This window comes from Cyanobacteria bacterium QS_8_64_29 (assembly GCA_003022125.1).
In the GTDB taxonomy this organism is placed as follows: Bacteria; Cyanobacteriota; Cyanobacteriia; order Cyanobacteriales; family Rubidibacteraceae; genus QS-8-64-29.
The window spans coordinates 1-14081 of sequence record PXQH01000042.1 but is presented as its reverse complement, the minus strand read 5'-3'; the positions used below and the strand labels follow the sequence as shown (position 1 = coordinate 14081).

Annotated in this window: 14 protein-coding genes and 2 pseudogenes; 7 read left to right on the top strand and 9 right to left on the bottom strand. The window is 65.8% G+C overall.

All coding sequences use genetic code 11. The features are described from left to right. Positions 1–31: 31 nt before the first annotated feature. A complete protein-coding gene (locus BRC58_06830; protein PSP17126.1) occupies positions 32–292 on the top strand; it encodes a hypothetical protein in 261 nt (86 codons plus the stop codon). A 22-nt stretch (positions 293–314) separates the two neighbouring features. Here BRC58_06830 and BRC58_06825 read toward each other — a convergent pair whose 3' ends face one another. Both BRC58_06825 and BRC58_06820 read right to left on the bottom strand, forming a co-directional pair. Continuing rightward, positions 315–743, bottom strand: coding sequence for a hypothetical protein (locus tag BRC58_06825; protein PSP17125.1), 429 nt, complete (start codon positions 741–743; stop codon positions 315–317). Between the two features lie 54 nt (positions 744–797). Then, positions 798–1664, bottom strand: a complete 867-nt coding sequence (locus BRC58_06820; protein ID PSP17124.1) for a shikimate dehydrogenase — start codon at positions 1662–1664, stop codon at positions 798–800. A gap of 73 nt (positions 1665–1737) precedes the next feature. On the opposite strand from BRC58_06820, the gene glpK reads away from it, so the two are divergent. Next, positions 1738–3249, top strand: coding sequence for a glycerol kinase (gene glpK, locus BRC58_06815; protein ID PSP17123.1), 1512 nt, complete (start codon positions 1738–1740; stop codon positions 3247–3249). Between the two features lie 8 nt (positions 3250–3257). Here the strand turns inward: glpK and BRC58_06810 are convergent, their stop codons facing one another. After that, positions 3258–3929: a cofactor assembly of complex C subunit B gene (locus BRC58_06810; protein ID PSP17122.1), complete on the bottom strand. Its 672-nt coding sequence runs from the start codon at positions 3927–3929 to the stop codon at positions 3258–3260. A 6-nt stretch (positions 3930–3935) separates the two neighbouring features. Beyond that, positions 3936–4679 carry a DNA-binding response regulator gene (locus BRC58_06805; protein ID PSP17223.1) on the bottom strand — a complete coding sequence of 248 codons (744 nt, stop codon included), beginning with the start codon at positions 4677–4679 and terminating at the stop codon, positions 3936–3938. Positions 4680–4843: 164 nt separating this feature from the next. On the opposite strand from BRC58_06805, the gene BRC58_06800 reads away from it, so the two are divergent. Then, positions 4844–6283, top strand: a complete 1440-nt coding sequence (locus BRC58_06800; protein PSP17121.1) for a DNA repair protein RadA — start codon at positions 4844–4846, stop codon at positions 6281–6283. A 6-nt stretch (positions 6284–6289) separates the two neighbouring features. On the opposite strand, the gene BRC58_06795 is transcribed toward BRC58_06800, so the two are convergent. After that, entirely contained in the window at positions 6290–7036 is a 747-nt protein-coding gene (locus BRC58_06795; protein ID PSP17222.1) for an amidase, read from the bottom strand. Positions 7037–7143: 107 nt separating this feature from the next. On the opposite strand from BRC58_06795, the gene BRC58_06790 reads away from it, so the two are divergent. Then, complete coding sequence (locus tag BRC58_06790; GenBank protein ID PSP17221.1) at positions 7144–7599, top strand: DUF3531 domain-containing protein; 456 nt, start codon at positions 7144–7146, stop codon at positions 7597–7599. A 22-nt stretch (positions 7600–7621) separates the two neighbouring features. After that, positions 7622–8066: pseudogene (locus BRC58_06785) on the top strand (NUDIX hydrolase). Between the two features lie 9 nt (positions 8067–8075). On the opposite strand, the gene rsgA reads toward BRC58_06785, so the two are convergent. The 4 genes from rsgA to BRC58_06765 form a co-directional block, all read right to left on the bottom strand. Next, positions 8076–9140: a ribosome small subunit-dependent GTPase A gene (rsgA, locus tag BRC58_06780; GenBank protein PSP17120.1), complete on the bottom strand. Its 1065-nt coding sequence runs from the start codon at positions 9138–9140 to the stop codon at positions 8076–8078. Further along, positions 9130–9408, bottom strand: coding sequence for a sulfurtransferase TusA family protein (locus BRC58_06775; protein ID PSP17119.1), 279 nt, complete (start codon positions 9406–9408; stop codon positions 9130–9132). The genes rsgA and BRC58_06775 overlap by 11 nt, the downstream gene beginning before the upstream one ends. Then, on the bottom strand, positions 9405–10538 hold the full coding sequence (gene dnaJ, locus BRC58_06770; GenBank protein ID PSP17118.1) for a molecular chaperone DnaJ: 1134 nt from the start codon (positions 10536–10538) through the stop codon (positions 9405–9407). The genes BRC58_06775 and dnaJ overlap by 4 nt, the downstream gene beginning before the upstream one ends. 151 nt (positions 10539–10689) lie before the next feature. Then, positions 10690–11481, bottom strand: coding sequence for a nucleotide exchange factor GrpE (locus BRC58_06765; protein ID PSP17117.1), 792 nt, complete (start codon positions 11479–11481; stop codon positions 10690–10692). 257 nt (positions 11482–11738) lie between these two features. On the opposite strand from BRC58_06765, the gene BRC58_06760 reads away from it, so the two are divergent. After that, positions 11739–13745, top strand: a complete 2007-nt coding sequence (locus BRC58_06760; protein PSP17116.1) for a general secretion pathway protein GspE — start codon at positions 11739–11741, stop codon at positions 13743–13745. A gap of 79 nt (positions 13746–13824) precedes the next feature. Continuing rightward, a pseudogene (locus BRC58_06755) lies at positions 13825–13986 on the top strand (twitching motility protein PilT). Positions 13987–14081: the final 95 nt, after the last annotated feature.

Below are 14081 nucleotides of genomic sequence, written 5' to 3'. Positions count from 1 at the left end.
CCCATTGCCCGATAGCGAAACCGCACTTCCCATGAGCGCAAGCAACCTGCTAACCGATAGCCTGGCGAACTTCCTCAATATTTATCTGCTGCTGATCCTGGTTCGCATCGTGCTGAGCTGGTTCCAGACCGCCGGCTGGGCGCAGCAAGGCATGGCCTACCTCAGCCCGGTCACCGACCCGTACTTGAACATTTTCCGCTCGTTCATCCCGCCGCTGGGCGGGCTGGACCTATCGCCCATTGTGGGCATCATCCTGCTGCAGATCGTCGCCAGCATCCTGCAAACAGCTTGAGCCTCGCCCCAAATGCGGGCTTCTAGTCGATGCGGTACTCGACCGAGCCGGAGAACCCAGAGGCTTTGAACTGTTCCAGCTGGAGCGGGGTGGGTTGCCCGGCCGGCACGGTGATGCGGATGCTGAACTCGCTCGTGCCGGGCGGGATTCGCTCGATCGTTCCCACCCGCGTCCGGTTGGGCATGACCGGGTTGCGATTGGCGTCGTAAATGCGGCCGTAAACGTCGGCATCGTAAACTGGCTGCCCGGTGTCGTTGCGGGCCGTGCCGGTGACGAGGAAGCAGTTGGCCTCCCGGCTGTAGCCGCCGCTAGTAACCGCCCCCTGCGCCAGCTCGGGCGGGCAGGCCTCATAGCGCAGATCGCTGAGCTCAATTTGGGTTAGGGCAACAGCGCTGGGCGCAATCGCCCACAATGCCCAGGCAAGGACTAGCGCCATCGTGGCTCGCAACATGGCCAGCAGTCCAATAGCAGTTCGCGCGCAACCCTAACAGATTCGGGCGCGCCGCTAGCGCTCCAAGCGCTGCAACAGAACCTCGCGCATGGTGCCATCGGGAACGGGTTGCTGCAGCCAGTAGCTCAGGGCAGCGGCGCCCTGCTGTACCAGCATCTCCGCGCCGTCGAGGGCGATCGCGCCCTGTTGCTGGGCGAGGGTTAGCAATCGCGTCGGCCGCGGCGTGTAGATCAGGTCGTAGGCCATGGCCCCAGCCGGGAGCTGGGCGAGCGTGGCGGGCTCGAGCGGCACGCCATCGGTATGGGGCGCCATGCCGATGGGGGTTGTGTTGACCAGCAGCCCGGTCTGGGGTACGAGCTGCGGCAGCGCGTCCCAGGGATGGGTCTCGAGGGTTGCCCCCAGCGGCGCCGCTTGCCAGCTTTGCTGGAACTGCGCCAATTTGGCGCGATCGCGCCCGACAACGCGGATGCGGCGGCAGCCCAAGCGCGCGCAACCCACCACTGCCGCGCGCGCTGCCCCGCCGTTGCCCAAAATTAGCGGCGCGGCCTGCGACCAATCTTGCCGCTGGCGCCACAAGGGGGCCACAAAACCGTCCACGTCGGTGTTGGTGCCGCCCCAGCCGGCCTCAGTGCGATAGACCGTGTTGACGGCCCCGACCAGGCGCGCCGCGTCGGAGAGCTCCTGCAGCTGCGGCAGGATGCGCTGCTTGTGCGGCAGGGTGACATTAAAGCCCACCACCCCAATGGCGGCCAAGCCGGCAAGGGCGGCTTCCAGGCGCTCTGCTTGGACTGGGAACGGCACGTAAACCCAATCGAGGCCCAGCTCGGCCAGCGCGGCGTTGTGCATGGCTGGCGAGAGCGAGTGCTCGACGGGGTCGCCCATGACGCCCAGCAGCTGGGTTCGGCCGGTAATTTCGGGCATGGTGCGCAGGCTTGCGGCGGGCTGTCGCGGTACCGTAACAGCATGCGTCGCATTGTGAGGCCGCTCGCCCGCCGTGACTGCACCGCAATACGTCCTCGCGCTGGATCTGGGAACCACCGGCAACCGCGCGATCGCCTTTGATGCCAACGGCACCATTGCCGGGCAAGCCTACCGAGCGCTGACCCCCAGCTACCCACACCCCGGGTGGATGGAACATGACCCCAACGAGATTTGGCAGGCGAGCTGCGCCCTCACCCAGCAGCTGCTGCAGCAGCTCGATGCCTCGCCGGCGGCCATCGCCACCCTGGGGCTGACGGTGCAGCGCGAGACCTGCCTGCTGTGGGACCGCATCACCGGCGAGCCGCTGCACCCGGCCATCGTCTGGCAGGACCGGCGCACGGCCGAGCGCTGCCGCGAACTGGCGCAGCAGGGCTACGCCCAACTCGTGCGCGAGCGCACTGGGCTGGTGCTGGATGCCTACTTCTCGGCTAGCAAGCTGGCCTGGCTGCTGGCTTGGGTGGGGCAGCATCGTCCCGATATTGGGGCCGATCGCCTGCTGGCCGGCACGGTCGATACCTGGGTGCTGTGGAAGCTCACGGGCGGGCGCACCCACGCCACGGACCCCAGCAATGCCAGTCGCACCCTGCTGATGGATCTGGGCGCGCGGGATTGGGATGATGCCCTGCTGGATCTGTTCGGCATCCCGCGCCGCATCCTGCCCACCATCCAGGCCAGCCTGGGCAACTTCGGCCGCACCGATCCGGCTCAGTTCGGTGCCGAGATCCCCATCACGGCCGTTTTAGGAGACCAGCAAGCATCCCTATTCGCCCACGGCTGCGACCGGCCCGGGCAGGCCAAATGCACCCACGGCACGGGGAGTTTTCTGGTTGCCTACGCCGGCTCGCGCCCGGTGCCCTCGCGGCACCAGCTGCTATCGACCGTTGCCTGGACTGATGCCACCCAGGCGGGGGCGGAAGCCGCCCACTACGCGCTGGAGAGCTCGATCTTGACCTCGGGGGCCTGCCTGCAGTGGCTGCAGGACGGGCTTGGGCTGATCGCCTCGGCCGCCGAGACCGAGGAGCTGGCGCGGCAAGTGCCCGATACCCAGGGGGCTTACTTCGTCCCGGCCCTGAGCGGGTTGGGCGCCCCGCACTGGGACATGCGCGCGCGCGGGGCCTTTATTGGCCTGACGGGCGGCGTCGAGCGGGCTCACCTGGTTCGCGCCGTTTTGGAGGCGATCGCCTATCGGGTCAAAGAGGGCATCGATGCCATGAACCGCGATAGCGCTACCCCCATCTCGCAGCTGCGCGCGGACGGCGGCGTGACGCAAAACGATTGGCTGATGCAGTTCCAAGCTGACTTGCTGGGCATACCCGTGGAGCGCCCCGCCGTGCTGGAGCTCACCGCCCAGGGGGCTGCGTTTGCGGCTGGTTTGGCCAGCGGCTTTTGGCACGACTACGATGCGCTGGCCCGCCAGCGGGCGATCGCGCGCACCTTTGAGCCCGGCGAGGGCAGCTCGGCCCGGCAGGCGTTTGCGCGCTGGTGCCAGGCCCGCGAGCGCGCCCAGAACTGGACGCTGGACTAGCACACCGCTCAAATGCTGGCTGCCGCCCCATCAGCGGCGTAGCGCTCGAGGGTGTCCGCTAGTTTGTCGGCAATGCCGGCAATCCAGGTCTCATCCTGGCGCGTATAGCTGCGCGGGGCGTTGGCGCCCAAAATCAACACCCCACGATCACCAATGGGCTGGCAGATCGCGCCCTGCACGTTGGGCGGCAGGTAGTCGAACTCCACCCGCCCCGGATAGACCTTGAGATTGACCAAATAGACCGGCTTCTGCCGGCTCAAAACGCGCTGCACGATGGGGCCGGGCTCCACCGTTCGTTTGGGGGGCAACACGCCGCGGCGCAGCAGCACGTTGCCGCCGTAATAGACCACCAGCGATCGCGTGGCCGTATTGGTCAGCAGCAGCTGGGATGCCCAGGCCAGCTCGGTTTGGACCGGCTCGGGCAAGGTCGGGGCCAGCTCAAAGCCCTCCTCGCCGGTGAGGGTGACAGCCTCCGGCGGGCGGGGTTGCACGCGCTGCCACAGCAGCCCCACCAGCACCAGCAGCGCGCTCAGCAATACCCCCACCACATCCGAGCGCGCCTGGGCGCTACTGAGCGAGGTGGCCGTCAGCCGGTTGACGGCGAGCAGCGTTCCGCCCAGCCCGCCCGCGATCGGCGGCAGCCACCGCAGCCCGCGATTGGGATCTCGGGGGCGGCCCATGCGCGCTCAGCTTTGCTCCTCGGTGGCCGAGTCGGTAATGCGCCGGAACATGTAACCGGTGCCGCGCGCGGTTAGGATGAGCTCGGGGTTGCTGGGGTCGTCCTCCAGCTTGGCGCGCAGCCGCGAGATGTGCACGTCCACCACGCGCGTGTCGACGTGGCGCTCGGGCGTATAGCCCCACACCTCCTGCAGGATCTCGGAGCGGGAGAACGCCTCCCCCGAGCGGCTGACCATGAGCTCGAGCAAGCTAAACTCCATCCCGGTCAGCCGGACGCGCTCGCCATCTTTATAGACCTGGCGCCGGTTGGTGTCGATTTTGAGCGAGCCGATTTGAATGATGCCCGAGCTGGGGATGCCGGGGGTGGCCTCTTTGTCGGCACGCCGCAGCACCGAGCGGATGCGCGCTTCCAGTTCCTTGGGCGAGAAGGGCTTGACCACGTAGTCATCGGCCCCCAGCTCCAAGCCCGTAATGCGATCAGCCACATCGCCCAACGCCGTTAGCATGATGATGGGAATTTCGGATTCTTTGCGCAGTTCCTGGCAGACGCCGTAGCCGTCGAGCTTGGGCATCATGACATCCAGCACGACCAGATCGGGCTCGTCTTGGCCGAAGGTCTGTAGGGCTTCCTCGCCATCGGCTGCCGTGACCACCTCGTAGCCAATCATCGAGAGGCGGGTTTCCAAAATCCGGCGGATGCTGGCTTCGTCGTCGACAACGAGGACTTTCTCTTTGCGCTCTTGATTCTCCAAGTTCCCCCACGCTCCTTCTTGCTGCAACGCTACGGGTTGTTGGGTAATAAAGCTAGCTGATACTACAATAGCCTCTTTTGCGCTAGCGGCCCGAGCTGCGATCGCATCGTACCGGTTGCCGGTGGCTCCACCGGTGACTCACGCCCAGCAAGCTAACCTGCCGGATGCCCAAATCCAAAACAGTCTACAACTGTACGGCCTGCGGCGCGCAGCACCTACAGTGGTACGGCCGCTGTCCCAGTTGCGCTAGCTTTGGGACGCTCGAATCCGAGGTTGTAGCGCCCGCCGATAGCCGGCAGCAAGTAGGGCGGCAGCGCCGCGCTACCCCCCAGGCGGGCCGGCCGCGCTCGGCCCAGCTCGTATCCCAAATTCAGCCCAACCGCCAGGAGCGCTGGCCCTCCGGGTACGCCGAGCTGGACCGGGTGTTGGGCAGCGGCATTGTGCCGGGCTCGCTGGTGCTGATTGGCGGCGATCCGGGCATTGGCAAATCTACCTTGCTGCTGCAAGTCGCCGCCCGCGTTGCCCGCGATGGCCCGGCTCTCTACGTCTGCTCGGAAGAATCGGCCCAGCAGGTCAAGTTGCGCGCGCGCCGTTTGGGCCTGGGGGTTGCGCCAACTGAGCAGAGCGATCCGGCGGTCGAGGCCAGCGCCGATGGCGAGCTCTACGTCCTGGCCGAGACCGACCTGGAAGCAGTCCTGCAGGAGCTCGAGTCGCTGCAACCGCGCTTGGCGGCCATCGACAGCATTCAAACGCTCTACTTTGCCGCCCTGAGCTCGGCCCCGGGGTCAGTGGCCCAGGTGCGCGAGTGCACCTCAGCGCTGATGCAGGTGGCCAAGCGCGACGGCATCACCCTGGCCATCGTGGGCCACGTCACCAAGGAAGGGACGCTGGCCGGTCCGCGGGTGCTGGAGCACCTGGTGGACACGGTGCTGTACTTCGAAGGCGATCGCTTTGCCACCCACCGGCTGCTGCGCTCGGTCAAAAACCGCTTTGGCGCCACCCACGAAGTGGGCATTTTCGATATGGGCGATCGGGGCCTGCAAGAGGTGGCCAACCCCTCGGCGCTGTTTTTGGGCGACGCCCAACAGCAGGTGCCGGGGACGGCCACCGTAGTGGCCTGCGAGGGAACGCGACCGCTGCTGGTGGAGCTGCAAGCGCTGGTCAGCCCAACCAGCTACGCGGCCCCACGCCGCACTGCGACCGGCATCGACTACAACCGCCTGCAACAGATCCTGGCCGTGCTAGAGAAGCGGGTGGGCATTCCGCTCTCCAAGCTGGATGCCTACGTGGCGGCCGCCGGCGGCCTGGGTGTGGTGGAACCGGCCGCCGATCTGGGCATTGCCCTGGCCGTGGTGGCCAGCTTTCGCGATCGCGCCGTTGACCCGCGCGTGATCGCCATTGGCGAGGTGGGCTTGGGCGGGCAAGTGCGCCCGGTAACCCAAACCGAGCTGCGCCTCAAGGAAGCCGCCAAGCTGGGCTTTGAGCGTGCCCTGGTGCCCAGCGGGCAAACGGTTCCGGAAGTGGGGCTCGAAGTTGCGCCCGTTGCGCGGGTGCGCGATGCCCTGGTTGCGGCCATGCCGACCGAGCCGCAAGGCGAAGACTAGCGCCCCTCACTCGGCCTGCACGAAAGCCCGATAGTCCTGGGCGAGCTCCTCGACTGCGGTCGCGTAAAAGCGCTCGCCGTGCTCGGGCTGCGACAGGCTGGGATTGGAGCCCATGCGGCCATCAGGGTAGTGGCGGCGGAAGTCGGCAGCGCTGTAGATGGGGTGGCCGGCCGGCGCTTGGGCCATGGCGGGCGCGGCTTTGGCAGCTTCGGGGTAGAGGTACTGCATGAGCGCGATCTCGCTGGCAGTGGCGTGCGAGCCTTCGGCATCGCCGTAGTACTGTTGGGCCAGCTCGCGCACGCCGCGGCAGAGGAACCAGTTGCCCAGCTGCGCCCGCACCTGGGCAGCGTGCGGCACGCCCATCTCGGCCAGGCGCTCGTAACTTTGGGCGAAGGCGGCTTTGAGGGTGGCGATGTTGCCGCCGTGCCCGTTGATGAAAAAAAAGCGCCGGAACCCGGCTGACGCCAAACTGGCCAGATAATCCTGCACCACGCCAATTAGGGTGGTGGGCCGCAGGCTGACCGTGCCGGGAAAGGCGGTGTGGTGCAGCGCCATGCCAATGTGGAGGGTCGGCCCCACCAGGGTCTGGGTGGCCTCGCCCACGCCACCGGCAATGGCCTGGGCGCACAGCGCGTCCGTACCGATGGGCCCTGTGGGCCCGTGCTGCTCGGTGGAGCCGATGGGGACCAGGATGCCCTGGGAGCGTTGCAGGTAGGTCTCGACGTCTTGCCAGGTTTGGAGCTGTAGCTGCATGGGGGGCGGGGCCAAAAACTGCATTCCATCCTAGCGGCTGGCGCTGCGGGCAGCGCTTGCGGGCGGCACCAGCCGCTACAATGGCCGGGCGCGTTCGCCCGGATGCCATGGACGTTCAGTTCCGCGAGTTCGACCCGTTCAACCTCTGGATTTGGCTGGCCTTTGAGACTGCCCCTTCGGAGCTGGAGAAGCAGTACGTCGAGGAGCTGTTCTACTCGTGGTTCTACATTGGCAAGCTGGGCGGCTTCAATGCCGAGAATTTCCAGGTGACCGAGACCGGGGTCGATCTCAGCTACATGGAATACGACACGGAGGCAGCCAGTCGGGCACTCATGGCGCCCATGCACAACATGGGCGACTTTGAGTACAACGGCGTTTGGGCGCGCTGCTGGTTCGATTTGGGCACTAGCGACCCGGTGGCGCTCGATGTGCTCATCAACGCCCTCTGGCAGCTGAGCCAGGACTACATCAAAATCACCCAGCTGGCGATCGGCGGCGAAAACCAAGACTGGCCCATCGATAAGGCCAGCCGCTCCAGCGCCATCGAAGGCAGCAGTAACTGACAGTGCCATCCAAGCTCTCCCCATGCATCAAAGCGGCCAAATCCGGACGCTAGCGCTGGCCCTGATCCGCAACGGGGATCGGGTTTTGCTCTCGCGCGGCTACGATCCGGTCAAGCAAGCCGAGTTCTACCGCGCCCTGGGCGGCGGCATCAACTTTGGCGAGTCCAGCGCCGATGCCCTGCAGCGCGAGCTGCGAGAAGAGCTCGATGCGCGCCTGGTTGACCTGACACTACCTGGGCTGCCTGGAGAGCATTTTCGTGTTTAACAACCAGCCCGGCCACGAGCTCATCCAGCTCTACCGCTGCAACTTGGCCGATCCTGAGTTCTACGAGCGCGACGAGATTGCCTTTAGCGAGGGCGAGTGGCAAAAGCTGGCCCGCTGGGTCAGCATCGATCACTGCCTCTCGGGCGAGTTGCAGGTGGTGCCCAAGCAGTTCCTGGCCTATTTGAGCGCGCCAGCGCAGTGATCCGAGGCGTCATTCCGCCTCGGCCTCATCCAGCAGCCCCTGCAGCGTCTGGTTCTGCCGGCGCCGCGAGGGGCGGCGGTACTTGCGCGGATCGAGCTTGGGCTCGCGCTCCAGGCGCCCCTCCCGCCGGGTTTTGACCTTGGTGCTGGCTTCGCGATCGCGCTGCTGCTGGCGCGCTTGCGCCCGCGCGCGTGCTTCCTCCAGCAGCTGCAAGTAGTGCTGGTAGCGCTCCCAGTCACCGCGCACGGCGCACTGGGGCTCGGCCTGGTGCAGGCAATCGGCAAACTGGCACGCTCCAACGGCCAGGCGCGCGCGCGCTTCGGGGAAGTACCGCGCCAGTGCCTGCGGCTCGCAGTCAAGCTGGGGGCGCTTGAAGCCGGGCGTATCGGCCAGGAGCCCGCCCTGGGGAAGCTCAAACAGCTCGACATGGCGCGTGGTCTGGCGGCCCCGCCGCGTTTTGCGCGAGATCGCGCCCACGCGCAACTGCGCGTGCGGAATGAGCCCATCGATGGTGCTGGATTTGCCCGCACCGGAGGGACCGGCCATCGCGGTCAGATGGCCTCGCAGGCGCCGCTCGAGCGCATCCAGGCCCCAGCCCCCGGTGGCGCTGATGGGGACAGCATCGTAGCCCCAGGCGCGCAGGCGCTGGCACCAGCGTTCCCGCTCGCCGGCCGAGACGCGATCGCTTTTGTTGAGGCCCACCAACGGTGTGAGGCCGCTGGCCTCGGCGGCGACCAAAAAGCGGCTCAGCTGCAGCGGGTCGGGCGGCGGCTCAGCCAGCGCCATGACGGCCAGCAGGCGGTCTGCATTGGCCAGCGGCGGGCGCCTCAGTCGCGTCTGGCGCGGGCCCACGGCCGCAATGGTGCCGCGCCGCTGCTGCGGATCCAGATCCGCGACTGCCACGCGATCGCCCACCACGACTGACTGCCCGATCTTGCGCAGGCGCCCCCGGCAGGTGCAAAGCAGGCGCGCGCCGAGCGGCACGCCGGCTTGCGGGCGCTCCAAACGAACGCGGTAAAAATTGGCCTGCAGGGCCACGACCGTTGCGTTGGGCGAGCGATCGCTAGCGGCCATCGCCCGTTGCCGGATAGCGGACCTGCAGCTTGAAAAACTCCTGCTGCTGCTCCAGGGCAACCAGCTCGTAGCCTTCCACCTTCAAGCTGTTGGGGACCTGCTCGATGGGCTCGCCCGGATCGAGCCACACTTCTAGCAGCGACCCGGCCGCCATGCGCTCCAGATACAGCTTGGTGCGGGCAAAGTTGAGCGGGCAAGGCGTCCCGCGCAGATCGAGCTGCGCGTCGGGCAAGGGCACCGCATCGCTGGCGGCGACGGCATCGCTCATCCGCGAAACAGGCCTCCCAGGAACCCTTCGCGGCCGCCTTTACCCACCTTCTCGCCTTTGACCTTGGCTAGTTGCTCCAGCAATTCGCGCTCTTCCGAGTTGAGTCGGGTGGGGATGCCAACGTGCACGGTAATGAGCTGGTCGCCGCGGCTGACCGGGTTTCCCAGCTTGGGCACGCCGTAGTTCTCGAGTTTGAGCTCGCTCTCGGGCTGGGTGCCGGCCGGCACGGTTAAGGTTTCTTCGCCATCGATGGTTTTGACGCTGACTTTGCAGCCCAAAATGGCTTGCAAGTAGTCGATCTCGATCTCGGAGCGGACGTTCATCCCCTCGCGCGAGAACTCGGAATCCTCCTGCACGAACAGATAAACGTAGAGGTCCCCTGGTGGGCCGCCGCGCGAGCCGGCATCGCCCTCGCCCGAGACGCGCAGGCGCGTGCCGCTATCGACCCCTGGCGGCACGGTAATTTTGAGCTGCTTGCGCTCTCGCTTGCGACCGGCTCCACCGCAGGCTTCGCATTTTTCCTCCACAGTGCGCCCTTCGCCGTTGCAGCTCGGGCACACCGACACTTGCGCGAAGCTCCCAAACGGCGTGCGCGTCGTGCGCCGGATTTGGCCGGCTCCGCTGCAAGTGGCGCAAGTCTGGGCGCTCGTGCCCGGCTTGGCACCGCTGCCTTCGCACGTGTCGCAGTTTTCCAGGTGGGGAATGCGGATTTCTTTCTCGCCGCCAAAGACCGCTTCGCGGAACTCGAGCTTGAGATCCAGGCGGAGGTCGTCGCCGCGCATGGGCCCCGAGCGGCGCCGGCCGGAGCCGCCCCCCATACCGCCCATGCCGCCAAAGATGGTCTCGAAGATATCGGCGAAGCCGCCCATATCGCCAAAGTCCTCGGCACCGCTGCCCCCACCGGCGCCTGCCGAGATGCCGGCTTCGCCAAAGCGGTCGTAGCGGGCCCGCATCTCGGGATCGGAGAGGATTTCGTAAGCGCGGTTGATTTCTTTGAAGCGCTCCTCCGCGCCATCCTCTTTATTGACATCCGGGTGGTACTGGCGCGCCAAGCGCCGGTAGGCCCGCTTGATGTCTTCTTTGCTGGCATCCTGCGAGACGCCCAGGATTTCGTAGTAGTTGCCCGCCATAGGAGTGGTTGCGAGGTTGCGCTCGGGTGGGCTGCAATGGAGGAGGGGGGAAGCGCCAGCCGCGCGCTGCTGCGGCAGCTCTGCCTTAAGGGGGTCCGGTGCTCATTACTAACACGCTCGTCCCCTGGCAGCAACGGGGCCGGAACCAGCGTTACTCGCTGCACTCGGCCGAGTTGGAGGCTGCATCCGAAGCGGACTGCTGCGATTCGCCCTCGGTGGCTTCGCCTGGCTGGGCGGCCTCATCCGGTTGAGCGGACTCGCCGGCTTCGGCGGTTTCTGAGGGGGCAGCAACTTTGACGCTGGCATGGCGCAGCACGCGATCACCGAGCCAGTAGCCGCGGATGAGCTGCTCGATCACTTGGCCTTCTTCGTACGCCTGGCTGGGCTCGCGCAGGACCGCTTCGTGATATTGGGGATCGAAGGGCTGGCCTTCCGGTCGCATGGCCGAGACGCCCAGGCTTTTGAGGCTGTCGACCAGCTGCTTGTACAGGCCCTGGTAGTTTTTGTGCACGCTCATCTCGCCCTCGGTCTGGGGCTGAATTTGGGTGCGCGCCCGCTCGAAGTTATCGACGATGGGCAAAATTTCGGCGAGCGTTTCTTGCTTGACTTTTTGCTCGAGTTCCGCTTTTTCGCGCTCGCTGCGCTTGCGAAAGTTTTCGAAGTCGGCGGCCACGCGGGCCGACTGGTTCTGGAGTTGCTGGTACTGCTCGTTTTTCTGCTCTAGCTGCTGCCGCAGCGTCTCGATTTCCTGGCGCAGCTCGGCGATCGCGGTCTCGGGATCTTGGGAGGACTCGCCGCCCGGTTCGCTCGCTTGCTCCGATTCTGACGGTTGCGCCGGCGGCTGTTGTGACGCCTCGCTCGCTGCCGCTTGTGGCGGCTCGGCGCTTTCCTGCTCGGCGTCTTGAAATTGCGACTCTGGCTGTTGGGATTGCTCGTTGGTCATAGCGCTCGTTGGGGTATCAGAACCTTATGGATCGTAAGCGATGGCTGCCAGTCCCCAAAGCAGCACTCAAGGGGGCAGGGGCTTCGCCCGGTCCGCCTGGCAGCGAACGCGCTCTGCCCGTCAGGGGATGCAGGGCCGATTGCTGCCCATTTCGATAGGCTAGAGCTGGTCGGTCCTATGGTGAAGCGCTCGATCCAATCGGCACTTGCTGACTCCATGCTAGCCCGCTGCAGGCAGACCGAAACTAGCAGCTGCCCATGACCGATTCTGCGACCCAAAAGCGGGCTTCCCCAATGCCGCCCGACCCTGCGCCGTTCGGCCGGCACGTGCTGGCTGGCGGCTACGCAACGCGCGAGCAACTGCAGCAGGCCCGCTCGCTCGCGCGGCAGCGCGATACGGACTTGATGCAGGCACTGGCCTCGGTGACCGAGCGCGAGCCCCCTGCCGAGCTAGTCCGGCAGTACCAGGCCTACCGCCTGTTCGAGCTCAAAGTGCTCTACGGCATCGAGTCCCTCGACCCCGACGCAGCGGGCGCAAACGCGCACTCGATCGAAGAGGCGCTGGAGCTGGGCATTCCGCTCCAGCTGTGCCGCCAATACCGACTGCTGCCCCTACAACTCCAATCCGGGGATCCCCCCACGCTGGTAGTGGGCATGGTAAAGCCGGACGATCTGAGCGCGCGCGATGAGCTCAATCGCCGGCTGCGCGGCCAGAACGTGCGCTTGCAGCGCCGTGTCATTACGGCCCAAGCCTACCAGCAGCTGCTGGATCGCTACCTGGCGCTGCGCCGGGAACGCCAGCAGGAGCAGGATACCCAGAAAAATTTCGATATCTCCCAGGACCTGCAAAATATTGCCAACGAGCTAGAAGATGCAGACGAACAGGTAGATTTCAACCTAGATGAGGCCATCGGCGAAGCGCAGGATGCCCCCATCATCAACCTAGTCAACCGCATGCTGGTCAAAGCGCTCAAAGAGGAGGCCTCCGACATTCACCTCGAGCCGCAAGAGGAGTACCTGCGCGTTCGCTTTCGCAAGGATGGCGTCCTGCATCAGGCCTTCGAGCCACTGCCCATCCGCATCGCCCCCGCCATTGCGGCCCGCTTCAAGATCATGGCCGATCTCGACATCGCCGAGAAGCGCTTGCCGCAAGATGGCAAAATCCGGCGCAAGTTCAACGGCTGCAACATCGACTTTCGCGTCAGCAGCTTGCCCAGCCGCTACGGCGAGAAAATCGTCCTGCGGGTTCTGGACAACTCCTCGACGCAACTGGGCTTGGATCAGCTCATTACCGATCCGGGGACGCTAGGGCAAGTCCGGGGCATGGTCAAGCGCCCGTTCGGGCTCATTCTAGTGACGGGCCCCACCGGCTCGGGCAAATCCACCACGCTCTATTCGGGGCTGGCCGAGCGCAACGATCCGGGCGTCAACATCGGCACGGTGGAAGATCCCATCGAGTACTCGCTGCCCGGCATCACCCAGGTCCAGGTGCTGCGCGAGAAAGGGATGGATTTTGCCTCGGTGCTGCGGGCGTTCCTGCGCCAAGACCCCGACGTCCTGCTAGTGGGCGAGACTCATGATCGTGAAACAGCCAAAACCGCCATCGAAGCGGCGCTGACGGGCCACTTGGTGCTGACCACGCTCCACACCAACGATGCAGCCGGCGCGATCGCGCGCCTGGACGAGATGGGGGTGGAGCCGTTTATGATCTCGGGCTCGCTGCTGGGGGTGCTGGCCCAACACCTGATGCGCCGGGTTTGTCCGCAATGCGCGCAGTGCTACATCCCAACGGCTGAGGAGCTAGCCCGATTTGGCCTCTCCAGCGCCCACGAAGAAAGCAACGTCACCTTTTATCGCGCCAACGTCCTGCCGCCCGATGCCATCGAGACGGCCAAGCGGCAGGGGACCCTGTGCTCGCATTGCAAGGGGGCCGGTTACAAAGGGCGCATGGGCGTCTACGAGGTCATGCCTAACTCCAGCCGGATCCAATCCCTGATTGCCGAGGGGGCTACCGCCGAGCGCCTCCGGGAAGCGGCCGCCGAAGAGGGCATGCGCACGCTGCTGGCTTACAGTTTGGATCTGGTCCGCCAGGGCTATACCACCTTGGAAGAGGTGGAGCGCGTCACCCTCACCGACGCGGGGTTGGAGTCAGAAGCCCAAGCCAAGCGCCGGCACGCCCTAAGCTGCCCCACTTGCCAGGCCGAGCTGCAACCCGAGTGGCTGGATTGTCCCTACTGCCTGACCCCGCGCTTTCCCAACAACTGAAGCGGGCTGGTGCGTTAGCTGCTGCGCTTGCACCGGGAATGCTCGGGGTAGACTCGCTTGTATCGAAGGCACCTCCCCCATGGATTACGCGATTGAAGATTTGATGGCGCAGCTCGTCGAGCGCGGCGGCTCCGATATGCACATCCAGGCCGGTGCGCCCGTTTACTTTCGCGTCAGCGGCCAGCTCCAGCCCGTGGGCGAGGAACCGCTATCGGCCCAGGACAGCCAAACGCTGATCTTTAGAACGCCTAACAGAACTTCTGCAGGTGGTTGAACAGGATGAGCGCGCAGCCCAGCTTGAGAAAGGCTTGGTGCATATCAGCACGCCGCTCATCC

Excerpts from the sequence above, each read along its gene's own strand:
- BRC58_06830 (PSP17126.1), top strand. The coding sequence starts at position 32 with ATGAGCGCAAGCAACCTGCTAACCGATAGCCTGGCGAACTTCCTCAAT.
- BRC58_06825 (PSP17125.1), bottom strand. The coding sequence starts at position 743 with ATGTTGCGAGCCACGATGGCGCTAGTCCTTGCCTGGGCATTGTGGGCG.
- BRC58_06820 (PSP17124.1), bottom strand. The coding sequence starts at position 1,664 with ATGCCCGAAATTACCGGCCGAACCCAGCTGCTGGGCGTCATGGGCGAC.
- BRC58_06810 (PSP17122.1), bottom strand. The coding sequence starts at position 3,929 with ATGGGCCGCCCCCGAGATCCCAATCGCGGGCTGCGGTGGCTGCCGCCG.
- BRC58_06800 (PSP17121.1), top strand. The coding sequence starts at position 4,844 with ATGCCCAAATCCAAAACAGTCTACAACTGTACGGCCTGCGGCGCGCAG.
- BRC58_06795 (PSP17222.1), bottom strand. The coding sequence starts at position 7,036 with ATGCAGCTACAGCTCCAAACCTGGCAAGACGTCGAGACCTACCTGCAA.
- BRC58_06790 (PSP17221.1), top strand. The coding sequence starts at position 7,144 with ATGGACGTTCAGTTCCGCGAGTTCGACCCGTTCAACCTCTGGATTTGG.
- rsgA (PSP17120.1), bottom strand. The coding sequence starts at position 9,140 with ATGGCCGCTAGCGATCGCTCGCCCAACGCAACGGTCGTGGCCCTGCAG.
- BRC58_06775 (PSP17119.1), bottom strand. The coding sequence starts at position 9,408 with ATGAGCGATGCCGTCGCCGCCAGCGATGCGGTGCCCTTGCCCGACGCG.
- dnaJ (PSP17118.1), bottom strand. The coding sequence starts at position 10,538 with ATGGCGGGCAACTACTACGAAATCCTGGGCGTCTCGCAGGATGCCAGC.
- BRC58_06765 (PSP17117.1), bottom strand. The coding sequence starts at position 11,481 with ATGACCAACGAGCAATCCCAACAGCCAGAGTCGCAATTTCAAGACGCC.
- BRC58_06760 (PSP17116.1), top strand. The coding sequence starts at position 11,739 with ATGACCGATTCTGCGACCCAAAAGCGGGCTTCCCCAATGCCGCCCGAC.